Origin of the sequence: Burkholderia sp. BCC1208 (genome assembly GCF_902833095.1) — a bacterium.
Taxonomy (GTDB): Bacteria; Pseudomonadota; Gammaproteobacteria; order Burkholderiales; family Burkholderiaceae; genus Burkholderia.
On sequence record NZ_CADFDY010000001.1, the window covers coordinates 565,220 to 585,366 of the forward strand.

The following is a 20,147-nucleotide window of genomic DNA, read 5'->3' on the forward strand; positions in this document are numbered from 1 at the left end:
CCTCATCGTCGCCGAGCGGCCTCGATGCGTCAAGCGTGCGGGCCGGGCCGCCCGTGCGGAGCCAATCTGGCGTTTTTCGTCGAAACTCGCGATAATCCGCTGGCCCGATCGCAGCGAGATCGATTCGAACTGCAGACGGGCACTCGTGCAACAGCCGATTATCACGCCGCCGACCGGCGCATTCGCCGCGACGCAACAGCGTGCGACGGCGAATCGTCCGATTATCGCGGACCTGCGACAGGCAGCCACGAACTTGAAAAAATTTAAACGAGAGCCGTCCGGCGCGCATCCTGCCGCGCCGGCATTCCGAGGTTCCGTCCGCCGCGCGTGCGCGGCGGGCCGGGCACGCACGCGGGAGCCAGCGCGCCGATGAACATCCTCAACGTCTGGCAGCGCGACTTCCTGCTGTCCATCGTGCGGCTCGTCGCCGGCGCGTATCCGGTCTGGCATCAGGCGCCGCCGTCGCCCACGCAGAAGATCTACTTCTCGAACCATACGAGCCACATCGACACGCTGGCGATCCTCGCCGCGCTGCCGCGCGACGTGCGCGCGGTCGTGCGGCCGGTCGCCGCGCGCGACTACTGGGACAGCAGCGACCTGAAGCGCCATATCGCGCAGAAGCTGCTGAACGTCGTGCTGATCGACCGCCATCGAGAAAGCGGTGGCGACCCGCTCGACCCGGTGCGCGACGCGCTGCGGCAGGGTCACTCGATCATCATCTTCCCGGAAGGTACGCGCGGCGCCGACGTATTGCCGCAGCCGTTCAAGAGCGGGCTGTTCCATCTCGCGACCGAATTCCCGGACGTCCCGCTCGCGCCCGTCTATCTCGAGAACCTGCAGCGCATCATGCCGAAGGGCGCGATCTGGCCCGTGCCGCTGATCTGCAAGGTGCATTTCGGTGCGAACGAAGCGCTCGACGCTCAGGAAGACAAGCCGACGTTCCTCGCCCGCATGCGCGACGCGGTCATCGCGCTCGCGCCGCCGCAGCGGCCGGCCGGCTGAACGCGGCGCCCCCTTCTCCTTTTCCGGATATCAACCATGCGAACCCTCTTCTGGGAACTGGTCGCGGGCGTCACGGGCGTGCTCGTCGTCGCGACCGTGATCGGCGCGATCCTCGGCGCGCGCAGCGGCGGCACGAGCGCGACCATCGTCAACCTGAACCAGCGCATCCGCGCATGGTGGGCGATGATCGCGATCATGGCCGTCGCGATCGGCCTCGGCAACAACGTCACGTATCTGGTGTTCGCGCTGCTGTCGTACCTGACGCTGCGCGAATTCATCACGCTCACGCCGACCACCGCGAGCGACCATACGACGCTCTTCATCGCGTTCTTCATCGCGATCCCCGTGCAGTACCTGCTGCTCGGGATCAACTGGTACGGGATGTACTCGATCTTCGTACCGGTGCACCTGTTCTTCGCGATGTCGCTCGTGTCGGCGCTCACGCAGGACACGCGCGAATTCCTGAGCCGCAACGCGAAGATCAACTGGGCGCTGATGGTGTGCGTGTACGGGCTGAGCCACGCGCCGGCCGTGCTGATTCTCGACATTCCGCGCTACGCCGGGCAGAACGCGCTGCTGCTGTTCTTCTTCCTGTTCGTCGTGCAGATCAGCGACGTGCTGCAATACGTGGTCGGCAAGCTGTTCGGACGCCGCAAGATCGCACCGCAGCTGTCGCCGTCGAAGACGATCGAGGGCTTCATCGGCGGCGGCCTGCTGGCCACGCTGTGCGGGGCCTCGCTGTATCGCGTGACGCCGTTCAGCTTCGGCGCGGCGTTCGGGATCTCGCTCGCGATCGTGATCGCGGGCTTCGTCGGCGGGCTCGTGCTGTCGGCGGTCAAGCGCTCGCTCGGCACGAAGGACTGGGGCTCGATGATCGCCGGCCACGGCGGAATGCTCGATCGCGTCGATTCGATCTGCTTCGCCGCGCCGGTGTTCTTTCACCTCGTGCGCTATCTGTACGTGTGATGCGCGGGCGGCGCAGCGCCGCCCGTCCTGCGCGCGACGGCTCAGTATCCGTCGCGTAGCGCCTTCGGCACGAGGTAGCGACCGCGCACGGCGTCGAACTTAACTGTATGGCGCACCTGAATGCGCCGGTCGCCGCGCGTGACCGTTTCCGTGACCGTCAACGGATAGACGTCGCCGGCGCCGGTGATGTCCGGCGCGATCTCGAAGCGACGCTCCTCGCAGCGCGCCCGGGCGTTCGCGCATTCCGTCGACTCCGCATTGTCGAGCGCCTCGTCGATGCGCGCCGCCGCCGGCACCAGTGCATTGCCGTACGGTAGCCAGATCGAGCTGAAGCGTTGCGTATAGCCTTGCCGCGTATCGCTTTCGCCGATCACGAACCCGAACAGGTGCGGCCCGAGCCGCTCGATGCGCACCGTGCCGGGCGCGCCGCGCTGGCCCGAGGCGATTTCCGTCTTCTTCACGACCGGTTCGAGCGCCTTGCCGTCCGGCGTCGCTTTCAGCACGTACAGATCGATCGTGCCGGTCGTCGCGTCCGAATCCATGCCCGGCATCCCGTTCTGCACCGCCGCCTCGGTCTCGCCGCACATCGCGAGCAGCGTGCGCGGGCCGTCGGCGGTCGCGACACGCAGCGAGCCGCACGGCGAATAGATGAAATCGTCCCCTTCCGCCTGCCAGCCCTTGCGGTCCGCACGCCAGTTGCCGTACGTGTCGTGGATGAAGGTCTGCAGCGGAGGGTCAAGTCGGGGCGGCTCCGCGGCATGAACGAGCGACGGCGCCGCGAGCGACGCGAGCACCGTGAGCGCGCCAAGGGCAGCGAGCGAAGCCGCGAGCGGCTTGAGACGTCGGTTCAGGTACTGGACAGTCATGACGAGGTTCGGTCGGATTGGAAAGACAGGTAGCGGATCGTTGCAGGCTCGCCCGATCACGGGTGCCGTTGGGCAATGCCGGTGCCGTCCGGCTTCAGCCGGGCGGTGCGCACCCGAGCGAGCCGGCACACGCCAGCGCGACGCGCATGGCGACGTGCACGTACCGGCTGCGCCGCTTGGCCTCGCCATTCGCGCCGGCCGACGCTACGATCTCGTTCTTCACCACAGGCTCCGTTCGATCGCGCGGGAATTGGCACGCGAAGCCGTAGCGTACACGTACGGCGCAGCGCCGCAAGCGTCGGGCGGCCAACCCGACATGGACACACGCATGAACCGACCGTGCAGGACATCGCCTGGCACCGCTCGATCGGGCGGCTCATCGAGACGCTCGACCAGCCCGGCTTCTGGCTGCCGCTGATCCGGCTGATCGAGGAATACGTCGCGGTCGACAGCCGGGTCGCGCCGATGTTCGGCGACGCCAGCCCGCAGGCGTTCGCCGAATGCCCGTACGAAGACGCAACCTCTACGCGAAGCTCGACATCAATTCGCAGTCGGCGCTGTCCGCCTTGTTCCTGAAAGCGCAGACCGCCCGATGACGCACGACCGGCGCCGCCACGCTCACGCCGCCTGCACGTCGACCGACTGCGCCCGCGCGAGCTTGAATTCGCCGACCGTCTGCGCCAGTTGCGCAGCCTGCTCGCGCAGCAGCGCCGCGGCCGCGGCCGACTCCTCGACGAGCGCGGCGTTCTGCTGCGTCGAGTGATCGAGCTGCGACACCGCCTGATTGACCTGCGCGAGGCCGGTGCTCTGCTCGTTCGCGGCGACCGTCATTTCCGCGATCACGCTGCTGATCCCGCGCACGCCTTCGACGATCTCGTCCATCGTCGCACCGGCCGTCTGCACGAGCCCCGACCCGCCCTCGATCCGCTCCACCGACGACTGGATCAGATGCTTGATTTCCCGCGCGGCTTGCGCACTGCGCTGAGCCAGCGTGCGCACCTCTCCCGCGACCACGGCGAAGCCGCGGCCGTGCTCGTTCGCGCGCGCCGCCTCGACCGCCGCATTCAGCGCGAGGATGTTGGTCTGGAACGCGATGCCGTCGATCACGCCGATGATGTTCGAGATTTCGGTGGACGCCTTCGTGATCTCGCCCATCGTCTCGATCACCTGGCTCACCACCGCGCCGCCACGCATCGCGACGCCCGACGCCGATTCCGCGAGCCGGTTGACCTGGGTCGCGGAATCGGCCGAGTTGCGCGCGGTGCCGGCGATCTCCTCGAGTGCCGCGGCGGTTTCCTGCAGGCTCGATGCGGCATGTTCGGTACGACTCGACAGATCCTGGTTGCCCTGCGCGATCTCCGCACTCGCCACGCTCACGGATTCGCTGAATGCACGGATCTGCAGCAGGATCGCACTGATTTTTTCCGCGAACAGGTTGAACGCACGCGCGATCTGCGCGGCTTCGTCGGAGCCGTCGGCTTCGAGCCGCTTCGTCAGGTCGCCGCTGCCGCTCGCCACATCGGTGAGCGCGTCGCGCACGAGCAGCACGCGCTTGAACGCCGCGTTCGTCAACGCGCCGACGAGCGCGGCCGCGATGCAGGCGACGACGAGGATCGCCACCAGCGTCGTCGTCGCGACGGCGCGCATGCCGGCCGTCACATCCGACCGGTCGAGCGCCATCACGAGCGACCAGTCCGTTCCGGCGATCGGTTGCGCGCGCAACAGCTTGGTCGCGCCGCCGATGTCGACCGCCACCGGCTCGGACGCGGCCTGCAATCCGGCAAGGCGCTCGGGCGTCAGATCGGGCGACAGCCCGAGCGCCGGTTTCATGATCAGGTCCGTCTTCGCGCCCGCGATCAGGCGTCCGCTCCGGTCGACCAGGAACGCGAAGCTCGACGGCGTCGGATGCATCGATGCGACGATCTCGCTCGCGCGCTCCATGTAGAGGCTCGCGGCCAGCACCCCCTTCAGCGTGCCACCGCGCAGGATCGGCGCGGCGAACGCGAAAGCCGGCTTGCCGGTAGACGCGTCCAGGTACAGCGCGGTGACGACGAGCCGGCCGGCCTCGACGGCCTGCTTGTACCACGGGCGCGCGGTCGGATCGTAGCCGGCGGCGAGCGGAACGTTCGAGAACGCCGTGCGATCGGGCAGGCCGAGCGTGAGTACCTGGAAGCCGCCCGACTTGCCGAGCAGCGTCAGCGCGGGCAGCGGATCGCCGTCGCCCACCGTCAGCGTATCGGCCAGCGCCCGGGTTTGCTGCGCACGGCTGGCGATCCACTCGTCGAGCGCGAGCGCATGGCCGGCCAGCACGGACTTCAGGTTCTGGTCGATGGTTTCGTCGTTGTGCTGCTTCACGACGTAATACACGAGGCCGCCGGTCACGGCGAGCGCCGTGATCACGATGGCGACGCAGGTCGCCAGAATCCGTGCGCGAATCGATGACAGCATGATGACGATGATCTCCGGTGGCCGTGTTGTTCGAATGGTCAAATGAGGCACGCACCCGCTCTATCGGCCATTCGTTGCGCAACTTGAGGTTGGACTGGTCAGACCACACGAAAAAGCGCTATGACTTGGCCCGGAATCAATACCCCGACGGGGTTAACACGTCGGCGGGATAGGAAAACCGGCGGGGCAGCGCATACTCGGCGTTCCGGCATCGACGCCTGCCGCTCCTGCGCAATCACTCGACTCATGAAACTGAAGCTCGACATCGACCAGCTCGCCGGTCGCGACGGCGACACACCCTACAACCTGCAACGCACGCTCGATGCGATCGCGGCCTGCGCACCCGCCACCGACCTCGTGATGTTTCCGGAAGCGCAGCTCACCGGCTTCCTCGATCCGTCGAATCTCGCCACGGTCGCCCAGCCGCGAACTACCGATTCCGTGAGCGCCCGGCCCCGCCCGCCCACTACGCCAGCGTCACGCCGGATCGGGCACCTCGATCGCCAGCAGCGCCGAACTGACCGACTTGCCGTGCGCGTCGAGCGCGAGCGAGCGCGTCACCCCGCCGCCGAGCGCATCGCGCAGCACGAAGTTGAACGCGCCGAGCGCCGGCAACTCGTAGCGCACGACGTCGCCGTGCACGATGCCCGCAAGCCATGTCTTCACCGTTGCCGCATCCAGATGCGTGCGCAGATGGTCGTAATGACGCGGATCGCGGCAGATGACCGACACGTTCAGCGTATTGCCCTTGTCGCCGGTGCGCGCATGCGCGAGTTCACGCAGTTGCATCAGGCCTCCACGAATGAAAACGACGGCGTCACGGCCGCGCGCGGCAGCAGCACCGACTGCACGGCGATGACCTCGCGCGTCGACTTGAACGCGCCGCCGCCGCCGGCCGGCCCGTTCGTATAGAGCGTCTCGACTTCGTTGCCGATCCGCGCGGCTTCGGCGGCGTTCGCCGCCCGGCCGGCCACCCGCACGCGCACCTCGGCCGGCTCGCCGCGTACGGCCGGCGTCGCGTCGCCGTACAGCGCATCGACGCCGATCAGGTCGAAGCGCAGCTCGCTCGCGGCGACGCCGGTCAGCGCGAGCCGCTCGCGAACGATGTCGAGCGCAAGACGCGCACGCGCGAGCGCGCCCGGGCCGCCGTACGAGATCTGGCCTTCGCCGATGTAGCCGTCGATATAGGCCACCGACACCTTCAGCGTATCGGGCCGCGCGGCGCCGCGCCCGCCCGTCACGCGCACGCGATCGGCCGCCTCCTCGGCGACCGCCACGCGCGTGAAATCGGCCACGACGTCGGGCTGCAGATATCGCGCCGGGTCGTGAATCTCGTAGAGCAGTTGTTCCTTGCAGGTCGCCGCGCTCACGCGGCCGCCCGCATGCGGCACCTTCGTGATCACGACCGAGCCGTCGGCCGCGACCTCGCCGATCGGGAAGCCGAGCCGCGCGAGATTCGGCACGTCCTTGTAGCCGGGGTCGGCGAAATAGCCGCCCGTCACCTGCCCCGCGCATTCGAGCAGGTGGCCGACGACGGTCGCCTGCCCGAGCGTGTCCCAGTCGTCCATCCGCCAGCCGAACGCATGGATCAGCGGCGCGGCGAACAGCGACGGGTCGGCGACGCGCCCGGTCAGCACGACGTCCGCGCCGGCCGCGAGCGCATCGACGATCGGCGCGGCGCCGAGATACGCGTTCGCGGACACGATGCGGTCGCGATACGCGGCGACTGCGTCGCCCGATTCCTCGAAACGGAACGCCCCGCGCAGCACGACGTCGAGCACGTCGTCGCCTTCGACCGCTGCGACGCTCAGCCCCGCGATGCCGAGCGACTGCGCGATCTCCGCGGTACGCCGCGCGGCCGCGCGCGGGTTCGCCGCGCCCATGTTCGACACGATCCGCACGCGCCTGGCCGCCGCGACCGGCAGTACCGCCTGCATCCGCGCGTCGAGCAGCGGATCGTAGCCGCGCGCCGGATCGTTGCGGCGCGCCTGCTGCGCGATCGCGATCGTGCGCTCGGCCAGGCATTCGAACACCAGATAGTCGAGCTGCCCGTGTTCGGCGAGTTCGACCGCGGGCTCGATCCGGTCGCCCGAGTAGCCGGCGCCCGCGCCGATGCGCACGCGCCGTTCAGGTTGCTTTGCTGTCATGTCCGTACCGTCGTCCGGCGGCGCGCACCGCCGGGAAGAATCAAAAGATGCCGAGCACGACGCAGGCGATCGTCATCACGATCGACGCGCCGAACAGCAGCGGAAACGTGAATTTCTGATGCTCGGCCAGCTCGATCCCGCACAGGCCGACGACGAGGAACGTCGCGGGCGTGAGCGGGCTGACCGGGAACCCCGTCGTCATCTGGCCGAGCAGCGCCGCCTGCCCGACCTGCACGGCCGGCACGCCGAGCTGGCCGGCCACTTCGGCGATCACGGGCAGCACGCCGAAGTAGAACGAATCGGGATCGAACAGCATGCTGAGCGGCATCGATGCGAGGCCGAGCACGACCGGAATGTGGCCGGCCATCGACGGCGGCACGAAGCCGACCGCCGCCTGCGCCATCGCCTTCAGCATCCCGCTGCCCTGCATGATCCCGGTGAACACGCCGGCCGCGAGCAGGATGCCGGCCATCATCAGCGCGGCGCGTGCATGCGCATCGATGCGCTTTCGCTGCATGTCGACGTCGGGGTAATTCACCATGAGCGCGATGCACAGCCCGACCATGAACATGATCGCGGGCGGAACCTTCTCGCCCATCACGACCATCGTGCCGAGCACGACGAGCGTCAGCACGAGGTTGAACCAGAAGAGATGCGGCCGGTGCAGCGCCTGCTCGTCGGCCGTCAGCTCGCGTTTGGGCAACGGAATCGACGCATCGTCGCGCGACAGCCCGAGCCGCTTCTCCTCGCGCCGCCCGAGCCAGTATGCGACGCCGAACACGAACACGAGCCCGATCGCCTGCACCGGGATCAGCGGATTGAACAGCGCCGACACCGGCAGGTGCAGCGATGCCGACGCGCGGATCATCGGCCCCGTCCACGGCAGGAAGTTGATGCCCGCGGCCATCGACACGGCGGTGGCCAGCACGCGCCGGTCCATCTTCAACCGGTCGTACAGCGGCAGCACGGCCGGAATCGTCACGAGAAAGCAGACGGCGCCCGAGCCGTCGAGATGGATCAGCAGCGCGAGCAGCGTCGTGCCCATCACGATGCGCGTCGGCCGCGTGCCGACCGCGCGCAGGATCCGGTCGATGATCGGATCGAGCGTGCCGGCGTCGGTGATCGTCCCGAAATACAGGATCGCGAACACGAACATGCCGACGACGGGCGCGAGCCCCTTCAGCCCGTCGACGACGAACTTGCTGGTGTGCAGCCCGAAGCCGCCGAGCAGCGACGCGGCGATCGGCACGATGATCAGCGCGACGAGCGGCGACATCCGCTTCGACAGAATCGCGGCCAGCAGCACGACGATCGTGCCCAGCCCGAGTAACGGCAGCATCGGTTGTCTCCTACCTTGTCTTTTGTTGGAGACGAGCGTAAGGTCGGCGCAGCAATAGCACAATTGAAATGATTTGATCGCAGCAATCACGAACCATTATGGATCTGAATCTTCGCGACATTCGCGCGTTCGTTACCGTCGCGCACGCCGGCAACTTCACGCGCGCCGCCGCGCGGCTGCACCTGTCGCAACCGGCGCTGACCGTGCAGATCCGCCGGCTCGAGGAAATCGTCGGCGCGCGCCTGTTCGACCGCAACAGCCGCAGCGTCGCCCTCACGCAGACCGGGCGCGAACTGCTGCCGCTGTTGCAGCGCTCGCTCGACGACATGGAACGCGTGCTGCGCGATGCGCGCGCGCTCGGCGAAGGCACGAGCGGCACGGTACGGCTCGCGTGCCTGCCGACCTTCGCGTCCAGCGTGCTGCCGGAGCTGATCCAGTCGTTCCGGCGCGACGTCCCGCGCGCGGGCTTCGAGATCCGCGACGGCGTCGCGAGCCTCGTCACCGCGCTCGTGCGCAACGAGGAAGCCGATCTCGGGCTGACCGGCGGCGACGTGTTCGATGCGTCGCTGGAGGTGCTGTATGCGGGCGCCGACCGGCTCGTCGCCGTGTGTCCGAAGGATCATCCGTTCGCGCGCAAGCGCCGCGTGACCACCGCCGACGTCGCCGGCGTACCGCTCGTGCTCACCGCGCAGGGCACGAGCGTGCGCAGCGTCGTCGACGCCGCGCTGGAAGCGGCCGGCTGCACGCCCGACATCGCATGCGAGCCCACCTACATGATGACGGCCGTCGCGATGGTGCGTGGCGGCCTCGGCGTGACGATCCTGCCCGCGACCGCGCGCGAGGTGCGCGCCGAGCCCGACCTCGTCGCGAAGCCGATCGACGATCCCGCGTTCGTGCGGCCGATCGCGCTCATCGCGAAGCGTGGACGCACGCTGCCGAGCGTCGCGCAGGCCTTCGCCGACATCATGCTCGCGGAATTGAAAAAGCGCGCATGAAGCGCGCCCGATTCGGGACCGTGCATCCGGCGCTTACTGCGCGTCCGGATCGACGTGCAGCGATTCGCCGATCGCATAGAAATTGCCGCCCGCGATGTAGTGCAGGCTGCGCAGCGCGGGGTCGGCCGATTCGAAATACCAGTGGCCGTCGCGGAACACGCGCGTGTCGGACCACGCAGCGACCACCTCGCCGATGAACAGGTCGTAGGTCTGCTGGTTGTGCGGCTCGGGAATCAGCTTGCACGCGAGCCACCCCGAGCATCCTGCAACGAACGGCAGGTCGTGGCCTTCGACGTCGAACAGCGTGACGCCCGCTTCGCGCAGCTTGGTCGGCCGCTCCGCGAGGCTGTGGCTGCCGACCGCATGCGTGAGCTGCAATTGCGCGACCGTCGGCACCTGGATCACGAACGTGCCGCTGCGCTCGACGAGTTCGCGCGTCTTCGCGGATTTGTCGAGCACCACGGTCAGCTTCGGCGGCAGGAAATCCAGCGCGCACGCCCAGGCGGCGGCCATCACGTTGTCGACGCCGTCGTGGCGGGCCGATACGAGCACGGTCGGGCCGTGATTGAGGAGACGGTAGGCTTTCTTCAGCTCCACCGGAGCGATGTGACTGTCCATACGGGTTCCTTGGAGAACGGCGCGCACGGACGGTTGCCGTGCGGCGCGGCGCCGGCCGTCGCACCTGCGCGCGCTCGGGCCGCCGGCCGCATTCTCGCACCCAATTTCAATCGGCGCTCGCGCCGCTGCCGGTTACTTCGCGAACAGCTGGCCGATGTCGCGGAACGCCTTGAATTCGAGCGCATTGCCGCACGGATCGAACAGGAACATCGTCGCCTGTTCGCCGACCTGCCCCTGGAACCGTACATACGGCTCGATCACGAACGTCACGCCGAACGCGCGCAAGCGTTCGGCCAGCGCTTCCCAGCTCGCCCAGTCGAGCACGATCCCGAAATGCGGCACCGGCACGTCGTGACCGTCGACCGCATTCGTATGCGCGCCTTCCTGCGATGCGGTTTTCGGATGCGCGTGGATCACGAGCTGATGCCCGTAAAAGTCGAAGTCGACCCACTGCGCACTCGAGCGCCCCTCTTCCAGCCCGAACACGCGGCCGTAGAAATCGCGCGCGGCCGGCAGGTCGTAGACCGGAATCGCCAGGTGAAACGGGGAAAGACTCATGATGGCCTCGTGAAGAAACGCTCGCGTGGCGCGAGGACGGCACCATGGTAGACAAGGCCGAGTAAAAATTAAATCAATATATAATTTCACGATTCACAAACAGAATCGATGAATGATCCGCGAGCTGAAAACCCTCGTCGCCGTCGCCCGGGAAGGCACCTTTGCCGCGGCCGGCAATCGGATCGGGCTCACGCAGGCGGCCGTGAGCGCGCAGATGCAGCGTCTCGAAGCCGAGCTCGGCTTCGCGCTGTTCGACCGGCAAGGGCGATCGGCGCGGCTCAACGAGCGGGGCCATCACGTGCTCGACCAGGCGCAGGCGCTGATCGGCCTGTACGAGAACCTGAGCTCGGCCGCGCCCGGCGCGCCGGCCGTCGTACGCGTGACGATCGGCGCGATCGCGTCGGTGCAGAGCGCGCTGCTGCCGGCCGCGCTGGCCGATTTCCATCGCCTGCACCCCGCGTGCCGGACGCGCGTGATACCCGGGTTGTCGATCGAGCTGGTCAACCGGGTCGACGCGGGCGAGATCGACATGGCCGCGATCATCCGGCCGCCGTTTGCGTTGCAGAGCGACCTGCACTGGACGACGCTCGCGCAGGAACCGTTCCGCCTGATCGTGCCGCGCGGCGTGAAGGGCAAGGACTGGGCCGCCCTGCTCGCGAGCGAGCCGTTCGTGCGCTACGACCGCGCGTCGTTCGGGGGCCGCCAGGTCGACCGCTTTCTGCGCAAGATGCACATCGCGGTGCGCGACACCTGCGAACTCGACGAGCTCGACGCGATCGTCAAGCTGGTCGAGAACGGCGTCGGCATCGCGATCGTGCCGCAGACCGCCGTGTATCGCCGCTGGCCGGCCGGCGTGCGCGCGATCGACCTCGGGCATCACACGTTTCACCGCGACATCGGGCTCGTGCATCGCGCGCGGCGCACGATGTCGGAGCCCGCGCAAACGCTGGCGCAACTGATCGACGCGGCGTCGCGACGGCGCCCGCCGCCGCGGGCCGCGTGATCGACGCGCGGCGGCTCAGCGCCGCCCGGCCGCCCAGTCCACCGCCGCGTCGAACAGCGCGACACCGGCCGGCGACAGGTTCGTGAACGTGTCGTTGTCGAGGAAGAACATCACGCGGCGCGCCGGCGCGAGCGTTTCGTAGTCCATCGTCGCGCCCTTCTCGTATGCAAAGATCGCGGCCTTGTCGGGCTGGCCGTACACGGTCGCGATCGTGATCGCGCCGAGCCCCGGCTTGCCCCAGCTCATCGGCGCCTGCTTGCCGTACGCGTTCGTCGCGCCGGCCGGCAGCCCGGCCGCCATCGGATGCGGCGCATTGACGAGCCACAGGTAGCGCTCCTTGCCCGTTTCGCCGAAGTCGACGTCGTGCCGCTTGCCCGTCATCGCAAGATCGTCGAGCAGGTCGTTTTCCCACGTCACGAGCGGCTTGTCGAGCGTGCGCCAGCCGGGCCGCACGTTCTTCGACGATACCGTCGACGAGATCACCACCAGATCGGCGTCGCGCGCCGCATCGGGCGTGGCCGCCTCGTCGATCAGGCTCACCGCGTAGCCGCGTTCACCAAGATGCTGGCCGATGCGCTCGTCGACCTTCAGGTTCGGGCCGTGCAACTGCACGAGCATCGCGACGCGCGTCGCGGCCTGCGGCGCATCGGCGGCAAATGCGGGCGCCGATACGCCGGCGCCGAGGCCCGCGGACAGCGCGAGCACCGCACCCGCGATCGTGCGCAACAGGCGGCGGCGCGCACCGGTCTTCGTCTTCAGATTCATCTGGATTCCTCTCCGAAGCCGCGCACCGGCGTAACGGCCGCGCGGCGATTGCATGGTCAGAACTGCAGCGTGGTGAGCAGCGACACCTGTCGCGCGTCGCCGATCGCGACGAAGTAGCGGTTCGCGCTCGACGGGTAGTACGTGCGGTTGAACAGGTTCTTCACGTTGAGTTGGAACGACAGCTTCTGCTTGCCGATCCGCGTGTCGTAGGTCGCGAACGCATCCGCGAGCACGTACGACGGCAGCGTGAAGCTGTTCGCCGAATCGCCGGGGCGCGCGCCGACGTAGCGCGCGGCCGCGCCGATGCGCAGGTCGTCGCCGCCCGCCACCGTGCCGAAGTCGTAGACGGCCGCGAGCGATGCGGTGTGGCGTGCGACGTTCCACAGCTGGTTGCCCGCGTACAACGGATCCTCGGTCGTCTTCGCGTCGATGTACGCGTAGCTCGCGATCACGTTCACCCGTTCGCCGATCTTGCCCGACACGTCGAGTTCGACGCCGCGCGAGCGCGCCTTGCCCGACGTGCGCCAGTCGGTCAGCTTCGTCGCGTCGTTGTACTGCGACACGAGCACGTTCTTCTTGTCGATGTTGAAGAGCGCGAGCGTGCCGGTCATTCCGCCCGGCAGGTCGAGCTTGCCGCCCACTTCCCACGCGGTCGCTTCCTCGGGCGGCGTCGCGCCGTCGATCACGTAACCCGTCATCGGCGCGATCGACGACGACGGTTTCAGCGACTGCGAATAGCTGCCGTACAGCGAGAACGCATCGGTCCACTTGTAGACGACGCCCGCGCGCGGCAGCCACTTCGAGCCGCTGAGATCGGTGTTCGCGGTAAACGGCCGGCCGCGCCCCGCGACCTGGTTGTACGTGATGTAGCGGATGCCGCCCGACACGATCCACTTGTCGGTCAGGTGAACCGTATCCTGGAAGAACGCGGACGCATCGTGCAGCGTGTCGGTCTGGTCGCTGTCGCTCGCGGACACCGTGCTCGACGGCGGCAGCAGCCCGTACACCGGGTCGACGTAGCTGAACGGCGTCTTCACGGCCTGGCGCAGCATGTCCTTGCGATAGATGCGGCGGTATTCGGTATCGAAGCCGACCTGCACGTCGTGCCGCATCCCCGCGAGCGTCAGCTTGCCCGTCACGTAGCCGATCCCGTAGCTGTCGGTGCTGAGCGACCCGTGCGTCGCATCGTTGCTGCGCGTCAGCGTGCCGTTCACCGGATCGACGCCGGTCGTGCGCAACTGGTTCGCATCGTAGGTCTCGCGGTTGTAGCTGTAGCCGAAATGCGCGCTCCAGTCCGCGTTGAACTGGTGATCGACGCTCAGTTGCGCGAGATGCGATTCGCCGTCCATGTCGTTGAACGGCTCGTCGATGCGCCGCCGTGCGGGAATGTCGAGCGGCGCGTTGGTGCGCGGGTCGAGCGCGGTGCCGCGATCGAACGGCGCATGGAACTTGCGGTACTGGTACGACACCGCGACCTGCGTATCGCGGCCGTACCACGCGAGCGACGGCGCGACGAAGGTCTGCCGGTACTCGCCGAAGTTGCGCCAGTACTGCTCGTTCGACTGGTCGACGATCAGCCGGTACGCGAGCCGCGAATCGCCGACCGGCCCGGTCGAGTCGAAGGTCGCGCTGCCGCCGTTCTTGCCGTGCCCGAACGTCGACGCGCCGAGCGAGATCGCGTTGTAGCGCGTGAGCTGCGGCTGCTTGCTCACGACGTTGACGACGCCGCCCGGGTCCATCAGCCCGTACAGCAGCGACGTCGGCCCCTTCAGCACCTCGACGCTGTCGGTCGCCGCGTTGAATGCCCGGCCCTGCACGAGCGGCATGCCGTTTTGCATGATCGAGCCGTCGCGATTGCCGCCGAAGCCGCGCTTCATGATCGTGTCCTGCGTACCCGCGAGCGTGTTGCCCTGCGTGATGCCGCTCACGTTGCCGAGCGCGTCGTCGAGATTGCGCGGCCGCTGGTCGCGCAGCACCTGCGCGGGCACGATGTTGACGGCCTGCGCGGTGTCGAGCAGCGGAATGTCGGAGCGCAGCACGCCCGCCTCCTTCGGCGCGCGATAGCTTTCGGCGCGCAATGCGCTGGACCGCACGTTGATCGTCGGCAACTCGGCGGCCGGCGCGGCGCCGGCCGCCACGGGCGCGGCCGCCGAACCGTCGGCGCGCATCAGCGTGTAGCCGCCGCCCGGCTGGCGCAGCGCGACGAGCCCCGTGCCGGCCAGCAGGCGGTCGAACCCGCCGTCGACGTCGAACCGGCCGTGCACGCCGCCGCTCGTCAGGCCCGCCGTCAGCTCGGCCGGGAACGCGAGCAGGATCCCCGCGTCGCGGCCGAACCGGTTCAGCGCCGCTTCGAGCGGGCCGGCCGGAACGTCGAACGCACGACGCGACGCGCGCTGCGCGGCGGGCGCCGCATCGGCGTCGGTATCGGCCAGCGCGGGCAACGGCAGCAATGCCGACAACAGGACGGCGCCGGCGAGCCGGCGGGCAAGACGGCCCGGCGCGGCCGGGCGCGACCCGCGCGGCAGATGACGGGCGGGCGCCGGACGGCGCCGATGCGTGAGACGGATGGAAGCCATGATCGGGGAGTCGGTGGACGATGGGCCAGTGCTGCTTTCACTACCCATGTCACGCGAACATCGGGAAACAGCTCAAGTCGGCGAAAAAATTTTCGACGCGCTCACGAACGGGCCGGCACGACGGTCGCCCAGTAACGCGTCAGGTAGTGGACGTCGATCGGCAGCATCGCCGTCAGCGTATCGAGCACGCGCGCGGGATCGTCGAGCGGATAGGTGCCCGACACGCGCAGATCGGCCACGGCCGGATCGCAGCGCAGGCTGCCGCGCCGATAGCGGTCGAGCTCGGCGACGAGATCGGCCAGCCGCATGCGCGACGCGACGAGCATGCCGCTCGTCCACGCGGATGCGTATGGATCGAGCGGCGCCGGCGCCCCGATCGTATCGCGCGAGAAATCCGCGCCCTCTCCGGCCGCGATCACGCGCGTGCCGGCCGACGCATCGACCGGCTGCACCTGTACGGCGCCGGCAAACACCTCGCAGCGCGTCGCACCGTCGCGCTGCCGCACCGCGAAGCGCGTGCCGAGCGGCCGCAACTCGCCCTGCGCGGTCGCGACCACGAGCGGCCGCGCGGGCGCACGGTCGTCGTGACCGCTGGTGACCATGATCGTGCCGCGCAGCAGATGCAGGCGCCGCGCCGCGTCGTCGAAGCGCACGTCGAGCGCCGTGTCGGAATCGAGCACGACGACCGTGCGATCCGCGAGCGTCACCGTGCGCCGCTCGCCGACCACGGTGCGCAGGTCGGCCGGCCAGACCGCCGCGCGCCGCGCGGGCTCGGCCATCCATGCGGCGCCGCCCGCGAACAGCAGCACGGCCAGCGCCTTCACGGCCGCGCGGCGGCCTGCCCGCTTCGGCAGCAGCGCCGCCTGCGCGGCCTGTGCGTCGAGCCCCGCCGCCAGTCGGCCGAACCTGCCCTGCATCGCTTCGATGTGACGCCACGCCGCGTCGTGCGCCGAATCTTCCGCGCGCCAGCGCGCGAGCGCGGCGACGAACGCGTCGTCGGTCCGGCCGGATTGCCGGTCGACCCACCATTCGACCGCGCGACGTGCAACGTGCGGCGGCACCGCCGGCGCTCCCGGGGCGGCCATCGGTCAGGCCGCCATCGCGAAGAAACACTGCGTGCCGGCCTTCACGAGATAGCGCTTCACCGTCGCGAGCGACACGCCGAGTTCGCGGGCGATCTCGGCTTGCGTGAGCCCGTCGAGCTGCGCGAGCAGGAACGCGCGCTTCGCCGCGAGCGGCAAGCCGTCGAGCAGCCGGTCGATGTCGAGCAGCGTCTCGACGACGACGGCCCGCTCTTCCGGCGACGGCGCAACCGCTTCGGGGCGCTGCGCGAGCACGTCGAGATACGCGCGCTCGATCTGCTCGCGCCGCCAGTGGTTGCTCAGCACGCGCTGGGCCACCGTCGTCAGGAACGCGCGCGGCTCGTCGGCGCCGATCGGCTCGTCGCGGGCGAGCAGGCGCATGAACGTGTCGTGCGCCAGATCGGCTGCGCGGTGCGCGCAACCGAGCTTCCGGCTCAGCCAGCCGCGCAGCCACGCGTGGTGGCCGGCATAGAGGGCGTCGATTTCTCGATGCAGGGACAGCTTGTCAGCGGACATGGCCGGGTTCCGGGCGCGCGGGCGTCAACGATTCTGTAAATGAGAATGATTATTATATACAAAAGTAAGCTGGCGACCGCGGTTTCGGTGCGCGGGCGACGACCCAGCGACCGGATGGCGACGTCGCGATACCGGCTGCCGGACGCGATCCGCACGCGTTTATCACCCTCGCTCCAGCCCGGTCAATTCAACTCGTTAAATAATGATTTAACGGATCGACAACAATATTGAGATAGCGATCATTCGCCCGAAAATCCCGCCGAATTATCACGGCATACGCAAAATGCAATGAAAAACCGGCGGAATGACAAACCCATTGATACGCGGCTATCAATAATGCAGATCCCTCAATGGTGAATTTCCAGCAACATCCCCGTCTGCATCAGGCCACAACGGAGAATTTCATTTTTGCCGTTTTATTGCGGCTCTGTAGTCTCCTGCCATTCGAATCACGAACACACGCCAATGCGCAGGAGATGAAATGAAACGCACGACCCTCTCGCTGATTTCGCTCGCGTCGTTCGCGGCGATGCCCGTCGCGCATGCGCAGTCGAGCGTCACGCTGTATGGCGTGATCGACACGTCGATCACCTATGTGAACCATGCGCAAGGCAAGGACAACGCGTGGATGCTCGGCAACAGCAGCGCGGGCAACCTGGCCGGCAGCCGCTGGGGCCTGAAAGGCACCGAGGATCTCGGCGGCGGGCTGAAGGCGCTGTTCCAGCTGGAGAACGGCTTCGACCCGAGCAGCGGCCGGCAGGGCCAGGGCGGCCGCCTCTTCGGCCGGCAGGCCTTCGTCGGCCTGACGAGCGACCGCTACGGCACGCTCACGTTCGGCCGCCAGTATGATCCGCTCGTCGATCTCGTGCAGGGCATCACCGCCGACAACTACCTCGGCAGCGTGTTCGCGACGCCGGGCGACGTCGACAACTACGACAACAGCTTCCGCGTCGACAACGCGGTGAAGTACACGTCGGCCGTCTATGCGGGCCTGCAGTTCTCGGCGATGTATTCGTTCGGCGGCATCGCCGGCAGCACCGGCGCCGCGCAGTCGTACTCGGCCGCCGTGTCGTACAACAACGGGCCGTTCAGCGTCGCGGGCGGCTACTTCCACGCGACCAACGGCCCCGCGTCGAACGGCGTGCGCGACGGCTGGACCAGCTCGTCGGACGGCACGTTCGACGGCCCGATCAACAGCGGCTATGCCAGCGCGCATTCGATCGGCATCGCGCGTATCGCGGGCCAGTACGTCGCCGGCCCGTTCACGTTCGGCCTCGGCTACAGCAACGCGCAGTACCGCCGCGACGCAAGTTCGGTATTCGGCTCGAACGAGCACTACAACACGGGGCAAGGTTTCGTGAACTACCAGGCGACGAATGCGCTGCTCGTCGGCGTCGGCTACAGCTACACGCGCTCGGGCGGCGACACGTCGGCGACCTATCACCAGGTATCGGCCGGCGCCGACTACAGCCTGTCGAAGCGCACCGACGTCTACCTGACCGCCGCGTACCAGCACGCGAGCGGCCAGACCGGCGACGGCAACGGCGGCTCGATGGCCGCGCAGGCATCGATCGGTTCGTACGGTTATGCGGGCACGAGCTCGCAGACGATGGTCAACCTCGGGCTGCGTCACCGCTTCTGATCGCGATTCGGGGACACGGCAGGCTGCGCGCCGCGCGGCCGGTCGTATCCGCAATGCGCATGCGGCGGCTTCGGCCGCCGATTTTTTCGTCGCTTTCTTTTGCCCCGCCAATGGCTGCCGGGCGATTTTCCCTTTCGTCCGCTCCATCGCGGTTTTCATCGCGCGACTGACGTAATACGTCAGGTTTCCGTCGCCGCCATTGCATTGGCATTCGCGTAAATACCGGCCATTTTTACCGCTCGGGCATCGCTTCGACCCGTGATCCGGCGCGATAAAAATGCGCGGCGCACGCGCCGGCAAATGCAAAGGAAAGTTTGACGCGAGCCATTTGGCCGCCTGCTATGGCACACTTCGCGTCTGCGTAATTTCCTTGCATCGGGCGGCCGGATTCCGCCCCATCCTGCCATGCCGCGTCATACCACTCGCCCGCTCAGCCGCCGCACGCTGACCCTTGCCTCGACGATCGCGCTCTCGTGCGCGCTCGGCGGCGTCGCGCGGGCCGACTGCCTGGACGACGCGGCCACGTTCCAGCACGTGAGCGTCAGCCTGATGCGCGGCATCGCGCAGGTCGAATCGGGGATGAATCCGAACGCCGTCAACACGAATACCAACGGCACGGTCGACATCGGGCTGATGCAGATCAACAGCACGTGGCTGCCGACGCTCGCACGCGAGGGCATCACGCGGGAAAGCCTGTTCGATGCGTGCACGAACGCGTATGTCGGCGCGTGGATCCTGTCGCAGAACATCCGCCAGCTCGGCCCCAACTGGAACGCGATCGGCGCGTACAACTCCGCGTCCCCCGACAAGCGCCTCGCGTATGCGCGCAAGGTCTATGATGCAATCCGGACCATGCCGGATTCGCCGGATACTCCCATGCCCATCCTTCCCCCCTCCTTCACGCCGCCGCAACAAGCGCAGACGTACAACCCGTTCGCGAGCCTCAGCGTGTCGGCGCCGCCCGTCACGCGGGCACGCACGATATCGCCGGCCGCGCCGCCTCCGCCGACGCAGGGCGGCCCCGCCGGCCCGGCCGGTACGTACAACTTCGGATGGACGGTCACGGGCGCCGACCAGGCCAAGCCGACCCAGGTGTTCGACGACGGGGCGCGGATCTACGTGCAGTTCAGCGACATGAAGCACGTGCCGGCGATCTTCACCGAAACGTCGTCGGGCCGCGTGCTGATGTCGTGGGAGCTGCAGTTCCCGTATGCCGTTCTGACGCGCCCCGCGCAAACGTTGATCTTCCAGCTCGGGCCGTTCGAAGCGCGGGCGCAGCGCGGTGCGGCGGCCGCGGGCATGACTGCGCAGGGCGGGACGGCGGGGGCGGCTGGTACGGCGACGGCCTCGAAGAAGTCGGCCGGTACGGCAGCGAATGCGGCGCCGAACATGACAGCGAAACGCACCGCCTCGGCCGATGCGCTGTGGTACGTGAATACGCCGTCGACGTCGGGAACGGCGGCGGCCTCGCCTTCGACCGCGAATATTCCCGCCACGCTGCCGACGGCCATCACGTCGAACGCGCCGCCGCCCGCGCCGGCTCAAGCACCGGCTGCGACCGCTCAGCCGTCACGCGCCAGCGCGGACGCGCTGTGGTACATCTCGAAGTAACGCGCGCCCCATC

General features: G+C 68.2%; 19 protein-coding genes. 7 read left to right on the forward strand and 12 right to left on the reverse strand.

Annotated elements, in window-relative coordinates:
• Positions 1-369: 369 nt before the first annotated feature.
• Both HWX09_RS02530 and HWX09_RS02535 read left to right on the forward strand, forming a co-directional pair.
• On the forward strand, positions 370-1,002 hold the full coding sequence (locus HWX09_RS02530) for a lysophospholipid acyltransferase family protein (protein ID WP_027784166.1): 633 nt from the start codon (positions 370-372) through the stop codon (positions 1,000-1,002).
• Between the two features lie 36 nt (positions 1,003-1,038).
• Positions 1,039-1,968: a phosphatidate cytidylyltransferase gene (locus HWX09_RS02535; protein WP_027784165.1), complete on the forward strand. Its 930-nt coding sequence runs from the start codon at positions 1,039-1,041 to the stop codon at positions 1,966-1,968.
• A gap of 41 nt (positions 1,969-2,009) precedes the next feature.
• Here HWX09_RS02535 and HWX09_RS02540 read toward each other — a convergent pair whose 3' ends face one another.
• Together HWX09_RS02540 and HWX09_RS33795 are read right to left on the reverse strand one after the other, a co-directional pair.
• Positions 2,010-2,834 carry a hypothetical protein gene (locus HWX09_RS02540; protein ID WP_027784164.1) on the reverse strand — a complete coding sequence of 275 codons (825 nt, stop codon included), beginning with the start codon at positions 2,832-2,834 and terminating at the stop codon, positions 2,010-2,012.
• Positions 2,835-2,928: 94 nt separating this feature from the next.
• Entirely contained in the window at positions 2,929-3,057 is a 129-nt protein-coding gene (locus HWX09_RS33795) for a hypothetical protein (RefSeq protein ID WP_256980652.1), read from the reverse strand.
• 116 nt (positions 3,058-3,173) lie between these two features.
• On the opposite strand from HWX09_RS33795, the gene HWX09_RS02545 reads away from it, so the two are divergent.
• Positions 3,174-3,410, forward strand: coding sequence for a hypothetical protein (locus HWX09_RS02545; protein ID WP_027784163.1), 237 nt, complete (start codon positions 3,174-3,176; stop codon positions 3,408-3,410).
• Between the two features lie 42 nt (positions 3,411-3,452).
• Here the strand turns inward: HWX09_RS02545 and HWX09_RS02550 are convergent, their stop codons facing one another.
• The 4 genes from HWX09_RS02550 to HWX09_RS02565 all read right to left on the reverse strand — a co-directional run bounded on the left by HWX09_RS02550 (position 3,453) and on the right by HWX09_RS02565 (position 8,768).
• On the reverse strand, positions 3,453-5,282 hold the full coding sequence (locus HWX09_RS02550) for a methyl-accepting chemotaxis protein (RefSeq protein ID WP_027784162.1): 1,830 nt from the start codon (positions 5,280-5,282) through the stop codon (positions 3,453-3,455).
• A 477-nt stretch (positions 5,283-5,759) separates the two neighbouring features.
• Positions 5,760-6,071, reverse strand: coding sequence for a hypothetical protein (locus HWX09_RS02555; protein ID WP_027784161.1), 312 nt, complete (start codon positions 6,069-6,071; stop codon positions 5,760-5,762).
• Positions 6,071-7,429: an acyclic terpene utilization AtuA family protein gene (locus HWX09_RS02560; protein WP_027784160.1), complete on the reverse strand. Its 1,359-nt coding sequence runs from the start codon at positions 7,427-7,429 to the stop codon at positions 6,071-6,073. The genes HWX09_RS02555 and HWX09_RS02560 overlap by 1 nt, the downstream gene beginning before the upstream one ends.
• 40 nt (positions 7,430-7,469) lie before the next feature.
• Positions 7,470-8,768, reverse strand: coding sequence for a citrate:proton symporter (locus HWX09_RS02565; RefSeq protein WP_027784159.1), 1,299 nt, complete (start codon positions 8,766-8,768; stop codon positions 7,470-7,472).
• Between the two features lie 98 nt (positions 8,769-8,866).
• Between HWX09_RS02565 and HWX09_RS02570 the strand changes: the two genes are divergently transcribed.
• On the forward strand, positions 8,867-9,763 hold the full coding sequence (locus tag HWX09_RS02570) for a LysR family transcriptional regulator (RefSeq protein ID WP_027784158.1): 897 nt from the start codon (positions 8,867-8,869) through the stop codon (positions 9,761-9,763).
• A 33-nt stretch (positions 9,764-9,796) separates the two neighbouring features.
• Here HWX09_RS02570 and HWX09_RS02575 read toward each other — a convergent pair whose 3' ends face one another.
• Together HWX09_RS02575 and HWX09_RS02580 are read right to left on the reverse strand one after the other, a co-directional pair.
• Positions 9,797-10,381 carry a flavin reductase family protein gene (locus tag HWX09_RS02575; protein ID WP_027784157.1) on the reverse strand — a complete coding sequence of 195 codons (585 nt, stop codon included), beginning with the start codon at positions 10,379-10,381 and terminating at the stop codon, positions 9,797-9,799.
• A 132-nt stretch (positions 10,382-10,513) separates the two neighbouring features.
• The gene (locus HWX09_RS02580; protein WP_027784156.1) at positions 10,514-10,939 is read right to left on the reverse strand and encodes a VOC family protein; all 426 of its coding nucleotides are present in this window, start codon (positions 10,937-10,939) and stop codon (positions 10,514-10,516) included.
• 112 nt (positions 10,940-11,051) lie between these two features.
• Here HWX09_RS02580 and HWX09_RS02585 point away from each other — a divergent pair, with 112 nt between their 5' ends.
• Positions 11,052-11,942, forward strand: coding sequence for a LysR family transcriptional regulator (locus HWX09_RS02585; RefSeq protein ID WP_027784155.1), 891 nt, complete (start codon positions 11,052-11,054; stop codon positions 11,940-11,942).
• A gap of 15 nt (positions 11,943-11,957) precedes the next feature.
• Here HWX09_RS02585 and HWX09_RS02590 read toward each other — a convergent pair whose 3' ends face one another.
• The 4 genes from HWX09_RS02590 to HWX09_RS02605 are packed head-to-tail and all read right to left on the reverse strand — an operon-like array spanning position 11,958 to position 16,881.
• Positions 11,958-12,707: a hypothetical protein gene (locus HWX09_RS02590; RefSeq protein ID WP_027784154.1), complete on the reverse strand. Its 750-nt coding sequence runs from the start codon at positions 12,705-12,707 to the stop codon at positions 11,958-11,960.
• A gap of 56 nt (positions 12,708-12,763) precedes the next feature.
• Complete coding sequence (locus tag HWX09_RS02595) at positions 12,764-15,331, reverse strand: TonB-dependent receptor (RefSeq protein WP_027784153.1); 2,568 nt, start codon at positions 15,329-15,331, stop codon at positions 12,764-12,766.
• Between the two features lie 53 nt (positions 15,332-15,384).
• Positions 15,385-16,368, reverse strand: coding sequence for a FecR domain-containing protein (locus tag HWX09_RS02600; protein WP_027784152.1), 984 nt, complete (start codon positions 16,366-16,368; stop codon positions 15,385-15,387).
• Positions 16,369-16,371: 3 nt separating this feature from the next.
• Positions 16,372-16,881: a sigma-70 family RNA polymerase sigma factor gene (locus tag HWX09_RS02605; RefSeq protein WP_027784151.1), complete on the reverse strand. Its 510-nt coding sequence runs from the start codon at positions 16,879-16,881 to the stop codon at positions 16,372-16,374.
• 481 nt (positions 16,882-17,362) lie between these two features.
• On the opposite strand from HWX09_RS02605, the gene HWX09_RS02610 reads away from it, so the two are divergent.
• Together HWX09_RS02610 and HWX09_RS02615 are read left to right on the forward strand one after the other, a co-directional pair.
• Positions 17,363-18,523 (forward strand): porin, encoded by a 1,161-nt coding sequence (locus tag HWX09_RS02610; protein ID WP_027784150.1) that lies wholly within the window; start codon positions 17,363-17,365, stop codon positions 18,521-18,523.
• Positions 18,524-18,928: 405 nt separating this feature from the next.
• Positions 18,929-20,134: a transglycosylase SLT domain-containing protein gene (locus HWX09_RS02615; RefSeq protein WP_027784149.1), complete on the forward strand. Its 1,206-nt coding sequence runs from the start codon at positions 18,929-18,931 to the stop codon at positions 20,132-20,134.
• The last annotated feature ends 13 nt before the right edge of the window (positions 20,135-20,147 follow it).